The organism is Micrococcus sp. KBS0714 (assembly GCF_002008305.4).
Classification (GTDB): Bacteria; Actinomycetota; Actinomycetes; order Actinomycetales; family Micrococcaceae; genus Micrococcus; species Micrococcus luteus.
The window spans coordinates 206,486-222,049 of the sequence record NZ_CP042169.1 but is presented as its reverse complement, the minus strand read 5'-3'; the positions used below and the strand labels follow the sequence as shown (position 1 = coordinate 222,049).

The window sequence follows — 15,564 nt, the reverse complement described above, 5'->3', positions numbered from 1 at the left end:
GGTCAGCCGTCCTGCTTCAGGACCTCGTCGGCCGGCGGGGCCTGCACCGGATCCACCCCGCCCATCTCGGAGAGGGTCACCACGGCCTTCGTGCCGGCGGACTCGGTCTCCACGGTGAGCAGGCGGCCGTCCTCCTTGGACACCGTGAACGCGGTCAGCTCCACGCCCTCCTGCGGGCCCGAGACGGGCTCGTCCAGCACGTAGCGGATCGCATCCTGACCGCTGCGGCGGATGCCGTCCGCGTCCGCCTCGACGTCGTCCAGGCCGCCCGACTCCGGCAGGGAGCCCAGCAGGGAGCTCACCATCGCGCCCATGCCGGTGGCGCTGGGATCGCCCTCGTACGGGGTGGCGGTCCAGCGCTCCGCATAGGCGGGATGGTCCTCACCGCTCGCGCCGACGCGCTCCACCGTGAACCGGGAGTACGCGGTGCCGTCCACGATCCGGGACTCGTCCCGGGTGATCAGACCGTCGTCCTTGTACACGGACACGTACCGCATGGACGAGCCGTCCACGGGACCGGAGATGTCCACCGCGTCCGGGACCGCGCGGCCGTTGCTCGGGGCCTCGGACCGCAGCTCGGTGACCATGCGGACGGAGTCGGCCTCCTCGAGCTGGGTGCGGGCGCGGTCCCAGGCGCCGGGGGCGTCGTCGCCCGAGGCGCAGCCGGTCAGCAGCAGGGCGGCCGCCCCGAGGGCGGCGAGGGACAGGCCGCGGCGGGTGCGGCGGGTCTGGGTCTGGCGCTGCCTCACTCGGCCACCTCCTCCGGCGCCTCGGCCGGCTCGATCTGGTTCCAGTCGCTCAGGGCGTACTGCTGGGTGGCCCGGCCGTCGTCGACGGTGAGCGCGACCAGCTCGCCGTCGTCGTCCACCGTGAAGGAGTGCACCCGGGTGGCGTCGCCCTCGACCATTGCGGCGTCGGCGACCTCCTCGGGCACGGCGTAGCGGTAGGCCGTGCCGTCGTCCCAGTCGACCTCCTCGGCGCGCACCTCGGCGCCGTCGAGGGCGTCCGCCGCGGGGAAGCCCACCTGGTCGAGGAGGGCCTTCAGGGGCGGCTCCTGCCCCTCACCGGCCGGGACACGGCGCCACTGCGGGTCGGAGTACATCACCTGGACGTCGTCCGGGACGTCGGAGCCGTCCACGTCGACCCGGACGAACACATCCTCGCCGACCTGGCGGGACTCCATGGTGATGTGCGAGTCCCGGCCGACCTGCATGACGCCCTTCGACTCGGCGTCGCCGCCGTCGAGCCGGCCGGCGATGTCCCAGCGGACCGAGTGCGGGCCCTGACGGCCGGTGGTGTAGGCGGTCTCGAGTCGGACGGTCTCGGCCTCGTCCAACTGGGTGCGGGCCTGATGCCAGGCCTCCCCCGCCGACTGCGGCTCGGATGCGCACCCGGCCAAGGCCAGGGCGCCCACGACGCCGAGCCCGGCCGCGCGGACGGCACGTCTGCGCTGCATGTTCTCCTCCTGGGGCTGCTGCCGGCCGAGGCAGGGCGCCGCGGCCATTGGCGTCACCCTACCGGCGGCGCAGGGCGAAGGATGCGCCGTGGTGGTTCTGCGGCAGGTGGTCGCCGCGGCCGAAGAGCTTGTGGCGCAGCGTGCCGTCCGTGTACGCGGTCTTGTAGCGGCCGAGCTTCTGCAGCGCCGGCACCACGAACTCCACGACGTCCTCGAAGGCGCCCGGGGTGATGTGGTAGGCGAGGTTGAAGCCGTCCACGTCGGTCTCGTCGGCCCACTCGACGAGCTGACGGGCCGCGGACTCGCCGCCGCCCACGATCACGGGGCCGAAGCCGCCGATGCCCACCCATTCGGCGAGCTTGCGCACGGTCCACTCCTCATCCGTGCCGGAGGCCTTCTGGAAGGTCTCCACGGCGGACTGGATGGCGTTCGACTTCACGTCCCCGATCGGCTCGTCCAGGTCGTACTGGGACAGGTCGATGCCCATCCAGCCGGACATGAGCACGAGGCCGCCCAGCGGGTCCACGTACTGCGCCAGGTCGTCGTACTTGGCCCGCGCGTCCTCGTCGGTGGCCCCGGTGACGATCGTCTGCATCGCGAAGATCTTCACGTCGTACGGGTCACGGCCGGCGTCCACCAGGGCCTGGCGGATCTTCTTCACGGTGGCGGCCGCCAGCTCCTTCGTGGGGGAGTTGATGAACACGGCCTCGGCGTGCTTGCCGGCGAAGGCGCGGCCGCGCGTCGAGGCGCCGGCCTGGTAGATCACGGGGGTGCGCTGCACGGACGGCTCGGTGACGGCGTGGCCGGGCACGGTGAAGTACCGGCCCTCGTGGGCGATGTCGTGGACCTTGGCCGGGTCCGCGAACACGCCGGACTCCTTGTCGTAGACGACGGCGTCGTCCTCCCACGAGCCCTCGAGGAGCTTGTAGACGACGTCGAGGTACTCGTCGGCGTGCTCGTAGCGCTCGTCGTGCTCCATCTGGTCGTCCTGGCCCATGTTCTGGGCGGCGGAGGGCAGGTAGCCGGTGACCACGTTCCAGCCCACGCGGCCGCCCGTGAGGTGGTCGAGCGTGGCGAGGCGGCGGGCGAACGGGTAGGGGTGCTCGTAGGCGGTGCCGGCGGTGACGCCGAAGCCGAGGTGCTCGGTGACCGCGGCCATCGCGGAGACGAGCAGGAACGGGTCGTTCACGGGGGTCTGCGCGCCGGTCCTGATGGCGGCCTCGGAGGTGCCGCCGTACACGGAGTACGGGCCGAGGACGTCGGCGATGAACAGGCCGTCGAACAGGCCCTTCTCCAGCGTCTGCGCCAGGTGCGTCCAGTAGCCCAGGGTGTTGTAGTCCCGGGCGTGGTCGTCGGGGTGACGCCAGAGACCCGGGGACTGGTGGGCGACGCAGTTCATGTCGAATGCGTTGAAGAGGATCGCGCGGTGCTCGTCCGGGCGGGTGGGTGCTCCGGCCCCGGCGTTCTCGGCGGTGCTCATGGGTCTCCTTTCCAGGGCCGCCCGGTCGCAGGGGCGCGGCCGGGCGAGCGACGGTTCCGCACCATGCAACGCTGACGCGGCCGGCGGTGGAAGCCGGTCCGGCCCAGGGGTTCATGACGGCCCCGCCGGGCCCGGCCACGCGTCCGGCGCCCGGTTCGTGACATGCCCCGACCATGACGGAGGACACGTCCGCGGGCGGCGGCCCTGTTGCGGCCCAGTGGCACCCCAGCGCTGAGCCAGAGAAATCTGCTGCCTCCACCCTGCAGAGACGACCGAAACGTCTGGCTCGGCGCTGGGCTCGGGCCGTGACGGCCGGCCGGGCCAGGACCGGCGGCGCCCCCGGTGTGACGCCCGTGTGACCCTCCGGCGCCGGCGGCCGGGCGACCGCGCGGCCGACCGGGCCCGCGGTGGTCTACTGGCATCCGTATCCGTCCGACACCGACGACGAAGCGACGATGGGAGCCCTCCATGAGCGTGCACGCGCCTTCCCGTGCCACCGCCTCCACCCCGGTCCGGGACGAGGACCGCCACAGCCTCGACGTCGTCTTCCGCGGCGTCGGGCGCACGTTCCCCACCGCGGACGGACCACGCGTCGTCCTGCGCGACGTGGACCTGACCGTGGCGCCCGGCGAGGTGCTCGCCGTGATCGGCGCCTCCGGCTGCGGCAAGTCCACGCTGCTGCGCGCCGTGGCCGGCCTGGACCCGGACTTCGACGGAGAGCTGCTGATCGACGGCTCGCCCGTGCGACCCTACGACGAGCGCACCGCCGTCGGCTTCCAGGAGCCGCGCCTGCTGCCCTGGCGCACCCTGCGCCGCAACGTGGAACTCGGCCTGCCCCGGGAGCTGGACCGCGCCGCGGGCCGGGACCGCGTGCAGGAGCTGCTCGAGCTCGTGGGCCTCGCGCCCTTCGCGGAGCACCGCCCCCGGGAGGTCTCCGGCGGCATGGCCCAGCGGGCCTCGCTCGCCCGCGCCCTGGCGCGCCGCCCCGGCGTGCTGCTGCTCGACGAGCCCTTCGGCGCCCTCGACGCCCTGACGCGCCTGAAGATGCAGGACCTGCTGCTGGACGTGCACGCCGCCACCGGCACCACCGTCCTGCTCATCACCCATGACGTGGAGGAGGCCCTGCAGCTCGCCGACCGCGTGCTGCTGCTCGCCCGTGACGTCCCCGCGCCCGACGGCGGGGCCCGCCCCGGAGCGACCGTGGGGCGGATCGTGGACGTGCCGGGGGCCCGTCCCCGCGACCGCGCGGACGCCCGCCTGGCCCGGCTGCGCGCCGAGCTCCTCGAGGGCCTCGGCGTCGAGAGCCACGCCCGATGAGCGGCGCCGGCTCCGCACGCCTGACCCGTCGCACGGCGCTCGGCCTGCTGGCCGCGTCCCTGCCCCTGGGCCTGAGCGGATGCGTCCTGCAGGGTGAGGCGACGACCGGGCCGGTGAACGGTCCGGACACGCTGAGCATCGACTACGCCACCTACAACCCGCTCTCCCTCGTGATCCGCCACCAGGGATGGCTGGAGGAGACGCTCGCGCCCCGCGGCGTCCGGGTGAACTGGGTGTTCTCCGCCGGCTCCAACAAGGCCAACGAGCTCCTGCGCTCGAACTCCGTGGACATCGGGTCGACGGCCGGCTCGGCCGCGCTGCTGAACCGGGCCAACGGAGCGCCCACGCGCATCGTGGGCGTCGCCTCGCGGCCGGAGTGGTCCGCGCTCATGGTCCCGCCCGGCTCGGACATCACGGACGTCGCCCAGCTCGCGGGCCGCACGGTGGCCGCCACGCGCGGGACGGACCCGTACTTCTTCGCCGTGCAGGCGCTCGAGGCCGCCGGGGTGGACCCGGCCGACGTCGAGATCCAGAACCTGCAGCACGCCGACGGCCGCGCCGCCCTCGCCGGCGGATCGGTGGCCGCGTGGTCCGGGCTCGACCCGATCATGGCCAAGGCCGAGGCCGAGGGCGCCCGCTTCCTGTACCGGGACCTCGCCCTGAACACGTTCTCCGTCCTCAACGCCACGGAGTCCTTCCTCGAGGCGGACCCGGAGACGGCCCAGACCGTCCTGGACACGTACGAACGCGCCCGCGCCTGGGCGCTCGAGCACCCGGACGAGACCGTCGGGATCCTGGCCGAGGCCGCGAAGATCTCTCCCGACGTCGCCCGCACCGTGATCCTCGAACGCACCAACGCGGACGTCAGCCCCGTGCCGGGCCAGGAGCTGCTCGACGCCCTGACGGGGGTCGGACGGATCCTGGTCGGCACCGGGTCCGTCGACTACCAGCACCAGGTGGACGCCGCGCTGGCGAGCATCCTGGACACCCGTTTCGCCGAGGAGGCCATCCGATGAGCGCCGCCCTGACCACCCCCGCCGCGACGACGGGCCCCGAGGCGCGCGAGCGGTCGGGTCACGACGACGGCGACACAGGGGCGCGCCGACGGCAGCGGCCCCGGGTGCTGGACCGGCCCGGCGCCCGGGCGGTGGTGGGGCTGGCCGCGCCCGCTGTCCTCCTGGTGCTGTGGTGGGCGGTGACGGCCGCCGGGCTGCTCTCCGCGGTGCAGCTGCCCTCCCCCGGCGCGGTGCTGAGCGCCGGCGTCAACCTGCTGGAGCGGGGCGACCTGTGGCTGCACGTGGGGATCTCCACCCAGCGCGTGCTGCTGGGCTTCCTGCTCGGCGCCGCACTCGGGCTGGCCGTGGGGTCCGCGCTCGGGCTGTCCCGGTGGGCGGACGCGCTGTTCGCCCCGCTGATCGGGGCGCTGCGCGCGGTGCCCTCGCTGGCCTGGGTGCCGCTGCTGATCCTGTGGATGCAGATCGGCGAGGAGTCCAAGGTCACCCTCATCGCGATCGGCGCGTTCTTCCCGGTGTTCACCACCGTCTACGCCGCCCTGCGCCATGTGGACCCGCACCTGGTGGAGGCCGGTCGGGCCTTCGGCTACCACGGGCTGTCCCTGCTGCGGACGGTGCAGCTGCCCGCCGTGGTGCCGGCCGTGTTCTCCGGCCTGCGGCTGGCCCTGGCCCAGGCCTGGCTGTTCCTGGTGGCCGCGGAGCTGATCGCCTCCTCGATGGGCCTGGGCTTCCTGCTCACCGACTCGCAGAACAACGGACGCACGGACCGCCTGATCCTGGCGATCATCCTGCTCGCCGTGCTCGGCAAGCTCACCGACTGGCTGCTCGGCCTGCTGGAGCGCCGGGCCCTGCGCCGCTGGGCCTGAGCCCGGCACGTCCGGCCGCCCGGTCGTCGGGTCAGTCCCCCTCGGGGACCTCGCCGGCCGACGTGTAGGCGGTCGGCGGGGTGCCGTTCACGAGCCAGTCGCCGGCCATGCGCACCTTGAACGCCGCCGGGTCGTGGGTGGCGAGGGTGCGGGCGTTGCGCCAGTGCCGGTCGAGCCGCAGCGTGGCCGACGTCGCCGACGCGCCGAGCGTGTCGAAGATGCGGGTGCACACCTCGAGGACGGCCTCCGGCACCACGGCCTGGGCCCGGTACGCGGCGGCCATCGCCTCGGCGGACGCCGCCACGACGTCGGCCTCCGCCGGGCCGGCCCCGTCGGCGCCGTCCTGCCCCTCGTCGAGCAGCCGCCCGATCTCGCGCACCATCAGCTCGGCCGCGGCCTGCCGCCCGGCCAGCTGCCCCATGATCTCGAGGAGCTGGGGGTCGTCCTTGGGCAGCGCGGCCGTGCCGGTGTTGAAGGTGCGGCGCCGCTGCCGCAGCAGCTGCGTGCCCTCCGTGAGCGCCGCCCGGCCGATCCCGGCCTGCAGCGCCAGCAGGGTCGCCTCCATGAGCACGGGCACGGGCCCGTCCTGCCGCGGCACCTCGAGCAGCTCCTCGGCCGCGGCGTCGTCGAGCACCACGGACCCGGTGGCGGTCAGGCGCTGGCCGAAGCCGTCCCAGTCGTCCTTGATGCCCACGCGCGGCTGACGCACGCGCACGACGGCGACGGCCCGGTCCGGCTCGCGGACCGCGCCCCCGGCCCGCTTGGAGTTCCGGCGGGAGACGAGGTCCGCCCCCTCGATGCCCACGGTCGCGGCGGTCCACGTGGCGAAGGCCGAGCCGGTCGCGTAGTACTTCTGCCCCCGCACGACCCAGGTGCCGCCCTCGTCCCGGCTGGCCAGGGTGGCGGCACGGCCCGGCGCGGCCCCGCCGGCGCGTTCGGCCAGGGCGGAGCCGGCCCAGTCCCCGTCGACGATGTGCCGCAGCCACCGCTCCCGACGGGCGGGCGCCTGGTCCATGGCCGTGGCGATGAACACGAGGTGGGAGCGCCAGACGTGCGCGGTGTTCACGTCCCGGGCGGCCAGGTCCATGAGCAGGCGCAGCACGGTCTCGCTGCCGCCGCCCTCGCCGCCCGCGTCCTCGGGGACACCGACCTTGCCGAACCCGGCGGCCTGCAGCTCCCCGAGGGCGGCGAACGGCAGGTGCCGGCCCGCCTCGCGGGCCCGCTCGCCGTGGGCGACGGAGTCGAAGGCGTCGGCGTACCGGGCGGCGAGGGTGGCGTAGGTGGTCATGGCCCTACTCTGACACGCGCGGGCGGGCCGGCGGCCGGGGCGACCCGGCCGTGGGACGGGATCCACACCGGCCGCCGTCGCCCTGGCCCGCGCCGGGCGCCCGCGGGGGTCCGGCGGGCCGAGCATGACCGCCGGTGACGACGGCGGGCGGGGCGCCGTCGTCGGCGTCCCTACCCTGGTCGGACCCGCCGACCAGGAGGAACCGCCGCCCATGACGCCCACCGAGGACCCCGCCCGCCCCGACCCGGCCGAGGAGGGCGCCTCCGGGGCCGTCCGCGGACCGAACGACGGCGTGCCCGCCGCGGCCCTCGCCACGCTGCCCGGCCCCCTCCCGCAGGCGCTCGTCGACGCCGCCGACCCGGACGTCCACCCCGGCCGCCCGGCGGACCGGCTGCACGGCGGGCGCGGCGACGGCCGCCCGGTGGCCGAGGCGGACCGGCTCGCGTTCTGGGAGGCGGCCGGCCGACGTCTGAGCTGGGAGCGACCCTTCACCCGGACACGCTCCCTCACCGCCCCGGACCCGGCCGCCGAGCGCGGCCCGGAGATCCGCTGGTACGAGGACGGCACCCTGAACGTGGCCGTGAACTGCGTGGACCGCCACGTGGCGGCGGGGCGCGGGGAGAAGGTCGCCCTGTACTTCGAGGGCGAGCCCGGCGACCGCCGCGCCGTCACCTACGCACAGCTGCAGCGCGAGGTCGCCCAGGCCGCGAACGCCCTCGAGGAGCTGGGCATCGAGGCGGGCGACCGCGTCGTCGTGTACCTGCCCGTGCTCGTCGAGACGATCGTCATCACGCTGGCGTGCGCGCGGATCGGCGCCGTGCACTCGCTCGTGTTCGGCGGGTTCTCGGCGGAGGCGCTGCGGTTCCGCGTCGAGGACACGGGCGCCAAGCTGCTCGTCACCACCGACGGCCAGTTCCGCCGCGGTGCCGCCGTCCCCGTGAAGGCCAACGCGGACGAGGCCGTGTCCGGGGACAACGCGATCGAGCACATCCTCGTCCTGGACCGCACGGGCCACCGGGACATCCCGTGGACCGAGGGCCGAGACCTGTGGTGGCACGACGTCGTGGACCGCCAGCCGGACACCCACACCCCGCGCGCCTTCGACGCGGAGCACCCGCTGTTCATCATGTACACCTCCGGCACCACGGGACAGCCCAAGGGGCTCGTGCACACCTCCGGCGGGTACCTCGCCGCGGCCTCGTGGACGCACGACTTCCTGTTCTCCCACCCGAACCCGGCACGGCGCGACGACGACGTCCACTGGTGCACCGCGGACCTGGCCTGGGTCACCGCGCACACCTACGAGATCTACGGTCCGCTCTCGAACGGGGTCACGCAGGTGATCTACGAGGGTGTGCCGAACGCCCCGCACCCGGGCCGGCACTTCGAGGTGATCGAGCGCTACCGGGTGACGAGCTACTACACGGCGCCCACCCTGATCCGCTCGCTCAAGGGCTGGCATCCGGACGGGATCCCGGCGCACGCGGACGGCGGTCCGGACCTGTCCTCGATCCGCCTGATCGGGACCGTGGGCGAGTCCGTGAACCCGGAGGCCTGGACGTGGGCCCGCACCCAGATCGGCCGGGACACCCCGGACCTGCCGATGGTGGACACGTGGTGGCAGTCCGAGACGGGCGCCACCGTGCTCTCCCCCCGCCCCACGGACACGGCCTTCAAGCCGGGCTGCGGCTCCCGGCCCCTGCCGGGGGTGGACGTGGCCGTGGTCGACGACGACGGCGCCCCCACGCCCGAGGGCCTGCAGGGCCGGATCGTGGTCACCCGCACCTCGCCGGCGATGGCGCGGACCGTGTGGCGGAACCCGGCCCGCTACTTCCACTCGTACTGGGAGGACTACGCGGACCAGGGCGAGGCGGGCTGGTTCCTCGCCGGCGACGGCGCCAAGCGGGACGAGGACGGCGACGTCTGGATCCTCGGGCGCGTGGACGACGTCATCAACATCTCCGGGCACCGGCTGAGCACCATCGAGATCGAGTCCGCCCTCGTGGCGCACCCGGAGGTGATCGAGGCGGGGGTGTGCCCCGTGCCGCACGAGACCACCGGGCACGCCGCCGTCGCCTTCGTCGTGGCGCACGAGAGCTGGCTGGCCGGCGACGACGGCCCCGGCGCCTCCGCCGCCGACCGCGCCGAGGAGCTGCGGCGGCATGTGGGGCGGGTGATCGGGCCGGTGGCCAAGCCCGCCGAGGTGGTCTTCGTCCCCGACGTGCCCAAGACCCGTTCGGGCAAGATCATGCGGCGGCTGCTGACGCAGCTGCACCAGGGCACCGCGCTCGGGGACACCACGAGCCTGCAGAACGAGCCGTGCGTCGGGCAGATCGCCGAGGTGCTCCGGGCCGGCCGCCGCGCTCAGGACGCCGGCACCGGCGCCGTCCGCAGCGCCAGCTCGGCCAGCACCTGAGCGGCCCGCGGCACCACGGCGTCGTCGAACACGGCCTGCGGGGAGTGGTTGACCGGGGCCTCGTCCGGGTCCACGCCCTCCGGGACCGCCCCGAGCAGGACGTAGGCCCCGGGCACCCGCTGGAGGACCTCGGAGAAGTCCTCGCTGCCGGGCTCAGGCTCGGGCAGCTCCCGGTAGGCGTCGGCCCCGTAGAGGTCCTCCACGACCCCGCGGGCGAAGGCCACCGCGTCCGCGTCGTTGGCCGTCACCGGGAACGCGCAGTCCGCCCGGACCTGCGCGCTCATGCCGTGCGCCGCGGCGATCCCGTGCACCATGCGCTCCACGGCCGCGCGCAGCCGGGCGCGGGCGTCCGCGGAGAAGGTCCGCAGGGTGAGGGCGAGGGTGGCGCTGTCCGGGATGATGTTGGCCGCCGTGCCCGCGCTCAGGTGCCCGACGGTCGCGACCACCGTGTCGAAGGCGTCGAACTGCCGGGTGACCACGGACTGCAGCGCCAGCACCATCTCGGCGGCCACGGGCACCGGATCCTGGGCCAGGTGCGGCACGGAGCCGTGCCCGCCTCGACCGTGCACCGTCACCACCAGGTCGTCGCAGCCGGCCTGGATCGCCCCCGGGCGGCTGCGCAGGACGCCGCGCGGGTACGTGCCCGAGGAGACATGGATCGCGTAGGCGGCGTCCACCGGTCGCCCGGCCGCCTCCAGCAGTCCCTCCTGGATCATGTGCAGGGCGCCGCCGCCGGTCTCCTCCCCGGGCTGGAACATGGCCACCACGTCGGCGGTGAGCTCCCCGCGACGGCGCACCAGCCACGCCAGCGCGCCGTAGAGGCCGGCGGTGTGCAGGTCGTGGCCGCAGGCGTGCATGGTGCCCGGCACGGCGGGGGCGTACTCCAGCCCGGTCTCCTCCGTGACGGGCAGGGCGTCCATGTCCCCCCGCAGCAGCACGACCGGCCGCCGGGCCCCCTCCGGCAGCGGGGCCCCGCCGCGCAACACCACGACGACGGAGCTCAGCGCCCGGCCCACGCTCGTCTCCAGCGCGGGGCGACCGGTGGCGGCATCCTCCCCCGCCTCAGCGCGCAGGGCCTCGAGCCGCTCGAGGACGGCGGCCTGGGTGCGGGGCAGGTGCAGGTCCAGCTCCGGATGTCCGTGGAGGAGGCGGCGGAAGGCGATCGCCTCCCGGGCGATGTCCTCCGGCAGGTCCGGGGCGAGGGCGTTCGCGGGCGGGGTGGGGGCGGTGCGGTCCATCAGGACATCATGCCGTGGCGGCCCGCCAGCCCACCCGGATCGCGCAGCGGGTCAGCCGGCCAGCTCCTGCAGCTCGGCCAGGTCGAAGACGTCCTCCTTGGCGGGGGCCTCGGGCGCCTCGACCGCGTTCCACTCGGTGAAGGTGGCGTTCGCGTCCACGTCCTCGTCCTCCGAGTTCACGTCCTCGAGACGGTAGAGGGTCGTGCTCTCCGGGTCGATCAGCATCGTCCGGCCGAACTCGTGGTGCTCCTCGGGCAGCGCGTACTTGAGGTACGTCCTGCCCTCGAGCTCCACCTCCTCGGCCTTCAGGTCCTTGCCGTCGAAGGCGTCCGCGGCGGGCATGTCCTCCTCGAGGTCGGACATGATCTCCTGGAGTGAGATGTCCATCTGCGCGGCCTGATCGGCGCTCGTCTTGATCCAGCGGTCGCCCACGAGGGTGGAGAACATGCCCATCTCCTGGGGCAGATCGTCACCGTCGGCCTTGAGCTTGAAGAACACGTCGGCGTCCCGGCGCAGGACCTCGATGTCCATGGTGGCCGCCCCCATGTCCATGTTCATGGTGCCCTTGAGGTGGGAGTCGTCGGTGGCGCCGGCGAGGTCCACGTTCAGGGACTGGCTGGCGTCCGTGCCCAGGGAGGCGGAGGGCGCCGCCGAGGCCGACGCGTCGTCCTTCTCCTCCTCCTTGTCGGCGGCGGTGCCCTCCACCCTCAGGCGCAGGCTCTCGGCGTCCACGACCTTCTGGCGGATCTCGGGCCAGCTCTCGTCCAGCGTCGGGTCGGAGGCGCAGCCGGTGAGCAGCAGACCGGAGGCGGCGAGCATGCCGACGGCGAGGCGTGCGGGCGTCTTCATGGGGACTCCTTCACAGAGGTGCGGACGTGCCGGCGGCCGGGCACCGCCGGACGATGACCCCTCGACCGTCTCACGTCACCCCTGGCCCGTCAGGCCCTGAGGGGCGGCGAAGCTGCTGCTGTGCCGAACCTGTGCGGGTCAGCCGCCGGTGGCGCCGTCCTCGAAGATCTGCCCCACCGGGGTCTGCTTCTCCGCCTGGAACACATCCTCGGCACGGCCGTAGGCCCAGTACGCGCTCACCGACAGCTGTCGCCGGTCCACGCCGCGCACGTCCGTGAGGTACGCCCGGACGCGCTTGACCTGCTCCCGCTCGCCGTGCACGAACGCGTGCACCCGTCCGTCCCGCCACGCCGCGCCCTCGACGGCGGCGGCGAACCTCGTCGTCTCCGGGGTGAAGGGGCCGCCGCGGTGCAGCCAGCGCACCTCGACGCCGGCCGGCGCGGTCAGGGGCACCTCGTCCCCGGCGTCGGTCACCTCGATCAGCGCGACGCCGGCCGCCGCGGCGTCCGTGGCGGCGAGGTCCTCGAGGGCGGCGGCGATCGCCGGCAGCGCGGCCTCGTCGCCGGCGAGCAGGTGCCAGTCGGCGGTGGGGTCGGGCCGGTAGGCGCCGCCGGGACCCAGGAACGCGACCTGCTGCCCCACCGGCTCGGACGCCGCCCACGCCCCGGCCAGGCCACCGTCGTGCCCGGGGGCGGCGCCGCCGTCGGACGCACCGTGGACCACGAAGTCGACATCCATGGTGCGGGCGGCCGCGTCCATGTGGCGCACCGTGTAGGTGCGGCGGACCGGCAGCTGCTCCGGGGCGAGGCGCTCGCGGAGGGCGTCCAGGTCGTACGGGGGCTCGAGGCCGAGCGCGGGGTCGGCGAAGAGCAGCTTCACGTACTGGTCCGTGGCGCCCTTCTCCGCCCAGCGGGCGTGGACGGCGTCGAACTGCTCGCCGCCGAGGGTCAGGCGCACGAGGTGCGGGGTGAGCCGGCGGGCGGCCACCACGGTGAGGACGGTCTGGGGCCGGGCCATGCGGGCCTCCTGGGATCGGGGCGGGGTCTGCGCGGGCGCGCGTCCCCCACTTTCCCACGACGAGGCGGATTAGCGCACGTCAGCGTGTTGTTTTCCGCGGCCTCGGGGTCAGCGGAACCGGGCCCCCCGGTGGTCCTCGGGCAGCAGCGCTCCCGCGCCGGCCGGGGCCGGGGTGGCGCGGCGCGCCCCTAGGCTGTGGGCGTGCGTCTCGTCCTGCTCGTCCTGCTCTCGCTGCTGAGCCAGCAGCTCGGCGCGTCCGTGGCGGGCCTGCTGTTCGACGACGTCGGCGCGTCCGCCATGGTCGCCCTGCGCGTGGTGTTCTCCGCGGCCGTGCTGCTGCTCGTCACCCGGCCGAGCCGCGCCGCCCTCGCCGGCCTGGGCCCCCGGGGGTGGGCCGCCGTCGTCGGGCTGGGCGCGGCCATGACCGGCATGAACCTGGCCATCTACGAGGCGTTCGCGCGGATCCCGCAGGGCGTGGCCGTGACGTTCGAGGTGCTCGGGCCGCTGGCGCTGTCCGTGGCGGCGCGGCCGTCGTGGCGATCGGCGGCGTGGGCGGCCCTCGCGCTCGCCGGGATCGGGGTGCTCGGCCGGGAGGGGTTCAGCGCGGACGGCGGGATCGGCGGGGCGGGGCTGGACCCGGTGGGGGTGGCGCTCGCGCTGGCCGCGGCGGCGTGCTGGGCGGGGTACATCCTGCTCTCGCGGCGCGCGGGGACCCACCTGCCGGGGGTGCAGGGGCTGGCCCTGGCGACGGCGGCCGGGTCCCTCGTGGCGCTGCCGGTCGGCGTCGCGACGGCGGGGGCGGCCCTGCTCTCCCCCGTGGTGCTGGGCGTGGGGCTGGCCGTGGCGTTGCTGTCCACAGCGGTGCCGTACGGGATCGACCTGCAGGTGCTGCGCCGCATGCCGACCGCGCTGTTCTCCCTGCTGACGTGCCTCTCGCCGATCGCAGCGGCGCTGACCGCGTGGGCCGTGCGCGGGCAGGAGCTCACCCCGCTGGACCTGGCGGGGATGCTGCTGGTGATCGCGGCGTGCGCGGCCGCCGTCTGGACGAGCCGGTCACCGGGTGTGGCGGGCGGGGGCCGCGGCTAGCCTGGGTCGATGCCCCACCCGCCCCGTCCCACTCCCGACGACGTCCCCGCCGCCGAGCGCGCCGCCCTGCGCCGTGGCCGGCTGCGTCCGTGGCTGCCGTTCCTGCTCGCGGCCGCACTGTGCCTGGCGCTGCTGGGGTGGGCCCTCGTCGCCCTGCCGGGCCTGCCGGAGCGGGTGCCCACGCACTGGGGCGTCGACGGGCGGCCGGATGCGTGGGAGGACGCCTCGTTCGGCACGGTGGCGACGGGGCCGCTGATCGGCCTCGGCGTGACGGGGTTCCTGGCCCTGGTCTCCGCGATGGTCACCGTCCTCGTCCCCACGGATCCGGGGCTGTCCCCGTGGCGGCGCGTGCGCCAGGCGGGGGTGCACCGCGGGGTCCAGGAGTGCCTCGGGTGGTCGTGCGTGCTCATCGTGCTGGTGCTGGCCCCGACGACGGCCGAGGTGCTCGCCGCCGGGGCGTGGACGATGCCGTGGTGGATCCTGCCCCTCACGCTGACCGTGCTCATGGTGGGCGTCTTCCCGGCGATGCGGGCCAGCACGCGGCGGTGGACGCGTTGGTCGGACCGCGTCGCGGCGGAGCTCGGGTACCGGCCCACGGCCGCGGAACGCGCCGAGGACGAGGTGTGGACGCCCCTGGGGCTCAAGCGCGACCCCGACGACCCGGCCGTCTTCCCCACCAAGCGCCCCGGCTACGGCGTGGGCGTGACGGTCAACCTCGCCACCCCGGCGGGCCGGTGGCTGGTGCGCGGATTCGTGGTCGTGGTCATCGTCGGCCTGCCGCTGGCGCTCTGGCTCGGCGCGTTCGCGGCGCGGTGAGGCGGACCGTGCCCGACGACGTCGCCGTCCGCCTGCTCCTGATCGCCGACACCCACATCCCGCGGCGTGCCCGTGCCCTGCCCGCGCAGGTGTGGGCCGAGGTGGCGCGGGCCGACGTCGTGCTCCACGCCGGCGACTGGGTGACCGAGGACGTGCTCGACGACCTCGACGCGCGGGCCGCCCGGTTGGTGGGCGTGTGGGGCAACAACGACGGGCCGAAGCTGCGGGCGCGGCTGCCCGAGGTGGCGCGCGTGGAGCTCGGCGGGGTGCGGATCGCGATGGTCCACGAGACGGGCCCGGCGGCCGGCCGCGAGCGCCGCATGGCCGCGGCGTTCCCGGACGCGGACGTGCTGGTCTTCGGGCACAGCCACATCCCGTGGGACACCGTGGCCGGTCCGGACACCGCGAACCCGGGGCTGCGGCTGCTCAACCCCGGCTCCTGCACGGACCGGAGGCGGCAGCCGGTGTGCACCCTGATGCGCGCGGTGGTGCGGGGCGGGCGGCTCGAGGACGTGGAGCTGGTGTCCGTGGACCGCACGCCGTGACCGACGGGCCGGCCGCTCCCCCCTGCAACGCTGGTTGAGTTATCACGGGTCCAGGCGGCTCGCGCCCGTGATAACTCAACCCGCGTCGCGCCGGTGCCACCATGACCGGCGGGCCGGCCGCTCCTGCACAGCCACCACGACGACGGCGGCCCTCCCCAGGGCGCGTCGGTTCGGCCC

The 15,564-nt window shown here is 75.0% G+C and carries 14 protein-coding genes; 7 read left to right on the top strand and 7 right to left on the bottom strand.

All coding sequences use genetic code 11. The features are described from left to right. Positions 1-2: 2 nt before the first annotated feature. The 3 genes from B1A86_RS01035 to B1A86_RS01025 are packed head-to-tail and all read right to left on the bottom strand — an operon-like array spanning position 3 to position 2,936. On the bottom strand, positions 3-749 hold the full coding sequence (locus B1A86_RS01035; RefSeq protein WP_060973610.1) for a hypothetical protein: 747 nt from the start codon (positions 747-749) through the stop codon (positions 3-5). Further along, entirely contained in the window at positions 746-1,504 is a 759-nt protein-coding gene (locus B1A86_RS01030; protein WP_044658680.1) for a hypothetical protein, read from the bottom strand. Before B1A86_RS01030 ends, B1A86_RS01035 begins: the two co-directional genes overlap by 4 nt. A gap of 10 nt (positions 1,505-1,514) precedes the next feature. After that, the gene (locus B1A86_RS01025) at positions 1,515-2,936 is read right to left on the bottom strand and encodes an LLM class flavin-dependent oxidoreductase (RefSeq protein ID WP_020621436.1); all 1,422 of its coding nucleotides are present in this window, start codon (positions 2,934-2,936) and stop codon (positions 1,515-1,517) included. A gap of 468 nt (positions 2,937-3,404) precedes the next feature. Between B1A86_RS01025 and B1A86_RS01020 the strand changes: the two genes are divergently transcribed. Genes B1A86_RS01020 through B1A86_RS01010 form a run of 3 tightly spaced genes read left to right on the top strand, consistent with a single transcriptional unit; the run spans position 3,405 to position 6,132 of the window. Further along, entirely contained in the window at positions 3,405-4,253 is an 849-nt protein-coding gene (locus B1A86_RS01020) for an ABC transporter ATP-binding protein (RefSeq protein ID WP_020621435.1), read from the top strand. Next, positions 4,250-5,269, top strand: coding sequence for an aliphatic sulfonate ABC transporter substrate-binding protein (locus B1A86_RS01015; protein WP_020621434.1), 1,020 nt, complete (start codon positions 4,250-4,252; stop codon positions 5,267-5,269). The genes B1A86_RS01020 and B1A86_RS01015 overlap by 4 nt, the downstream gene beginning before the upstream one ends. Continuing rightward, positions 5,266-6,132, top strand: a complete 867-nt coding sequence (locus tag B1A86_RS01010) for an ABC transporter permease (protein WP_044658679.1) — start codon at positions 5,266-5,268, stop codon at positions 6,130-6,132. Before B1A86_RS01015 ends, B1A86_RS01010 begins: the two co-directional genes overlap by 4 nt. Positions 6,133-6,163: 31 nt before the next feature. Here the strand turns inward: B1A86_RS01010 and B1A86_RS01005 are convergent, their stop codons facing one another. Further along, entirely contained in the window at positions 6,164-7,420 is a 1,257-nt protein-coding gene (locus B1A86_RS01005; protein WP_010079560.1) for an acyl-CoA dehydrogenase family protein, read from the bottom strand. Positions 7,421-7,631: 211 nt separating this feature from the next. Between B1A86_RS01005 and acs the strand changes: the two genes are divergently transcribed. After that, positions 7,632-9,836 (top strand): acetate--CoA ligase, encoded by a 2,205-nt coding sequence (acs, locus tag B1A86_RS01000; protein ID WP_078025423.1) that lies wholly within the window; start codon positions 7,632-7,634, stop codon positions 9,834-9,836. On the opposite strand, the gene B1A86_RS00995 is transcribed toward acs, so the two are convergent. The 3 genes from B1A86_RS00995 to B1A86_RS00985 all read right to left on the bottom strand — a co-directional run bounded on the left by B1A86_RS00995 (position 9,785) and on the right by B1A86_RS00985 (position 12,940). Further along, positions 9,785-11,074 (bottom strand): M20 family metallopeptidase, encoded by a 1,290-nt coding sequence (locus B1A86_RS00995; RefSeq protein WP_078025406.1) that lies wholly within the window; start codon positions 11,072-11,074, stop codon positions 9,785-9,787. The two genes, acs and B1A86_RS00995, sit on opposite strands and share 52 nt — an antisense overlap. 51 nt (positions 11,075-11,125) lie before the next feature. Continuing rightward, on the bottom strand, positions 11,126-11,923 hold the full coding sequence (locus tag B1A86_RS00990) for a hypothetical protein (RefSeq protein ID WP_020621429.1): 798 nt from the start codon (positions 11,921-11,923) through the stop codon (positions 11,126-11,128). Between the two features lie 138 nt (positions 11,924-12,061). Further along, positions 12,062-12,940 (bottom strand): siderophore-interacting protein, encoded by an 879-nt coding sequence (locus tag B1A86_RS00985; protein WP_020621428.1) that lies wholly within the window; start codon positions 12,938-12,940, stop codon positions 12,062-12,064. Between the two features lie 201 nt (positions 12,941-13,141). On the opposite strand from B1A86_RS00985, the gene B1A86_RS00980 reads away from it, so the two are divergent. The 3 genes from B1A86_RS00980 to B1A86_RS00970 are packed head-to-tail and all read left to right on the top strand — an operon-like array spanning position 13,142 to position 15,387. Beyond that, positions 13,142-14,026 carry a DMT family transporter gene (locus B1A86_RS00980; protein WP_049147888.1) on the top strand — a complete coding sequence of 295 codons (885 nt, stop codon included), beginning with the start codon at positions 13,142-13,144 and terminating at the stop codon, positions 14,024-14,026. A 9-nt stretch (positions 14,027-14,035) separates the two neighbouring features. Further along, positions 14,036-14,842 carry a DUF1648 domain-containing protein gene (locus tag B1A86_RS00975; protein WP_089529284.1) on the top strand — a complete coding sequence of 269 codons (807 nt, stop codon included), beginning with the start codon at positions 14,036-14,038 and terminating at the stop codon, positions 14,840-14,842. Positions 14,843-14,850: 8 nt separating this feature from the next. After that, on the top strand, positions 14,851-15,387 hold the full coding sequence (locus B1A86_RS00970) for a metallophosphoesterase (RefSeq protein WP_049147890.1): 537 nt from the start codon (positions 14,851-14,853) through the stop codon (positions 15,385-15,387). Positions 15,388-15,564: the final 177 nt, after the last annotated feature.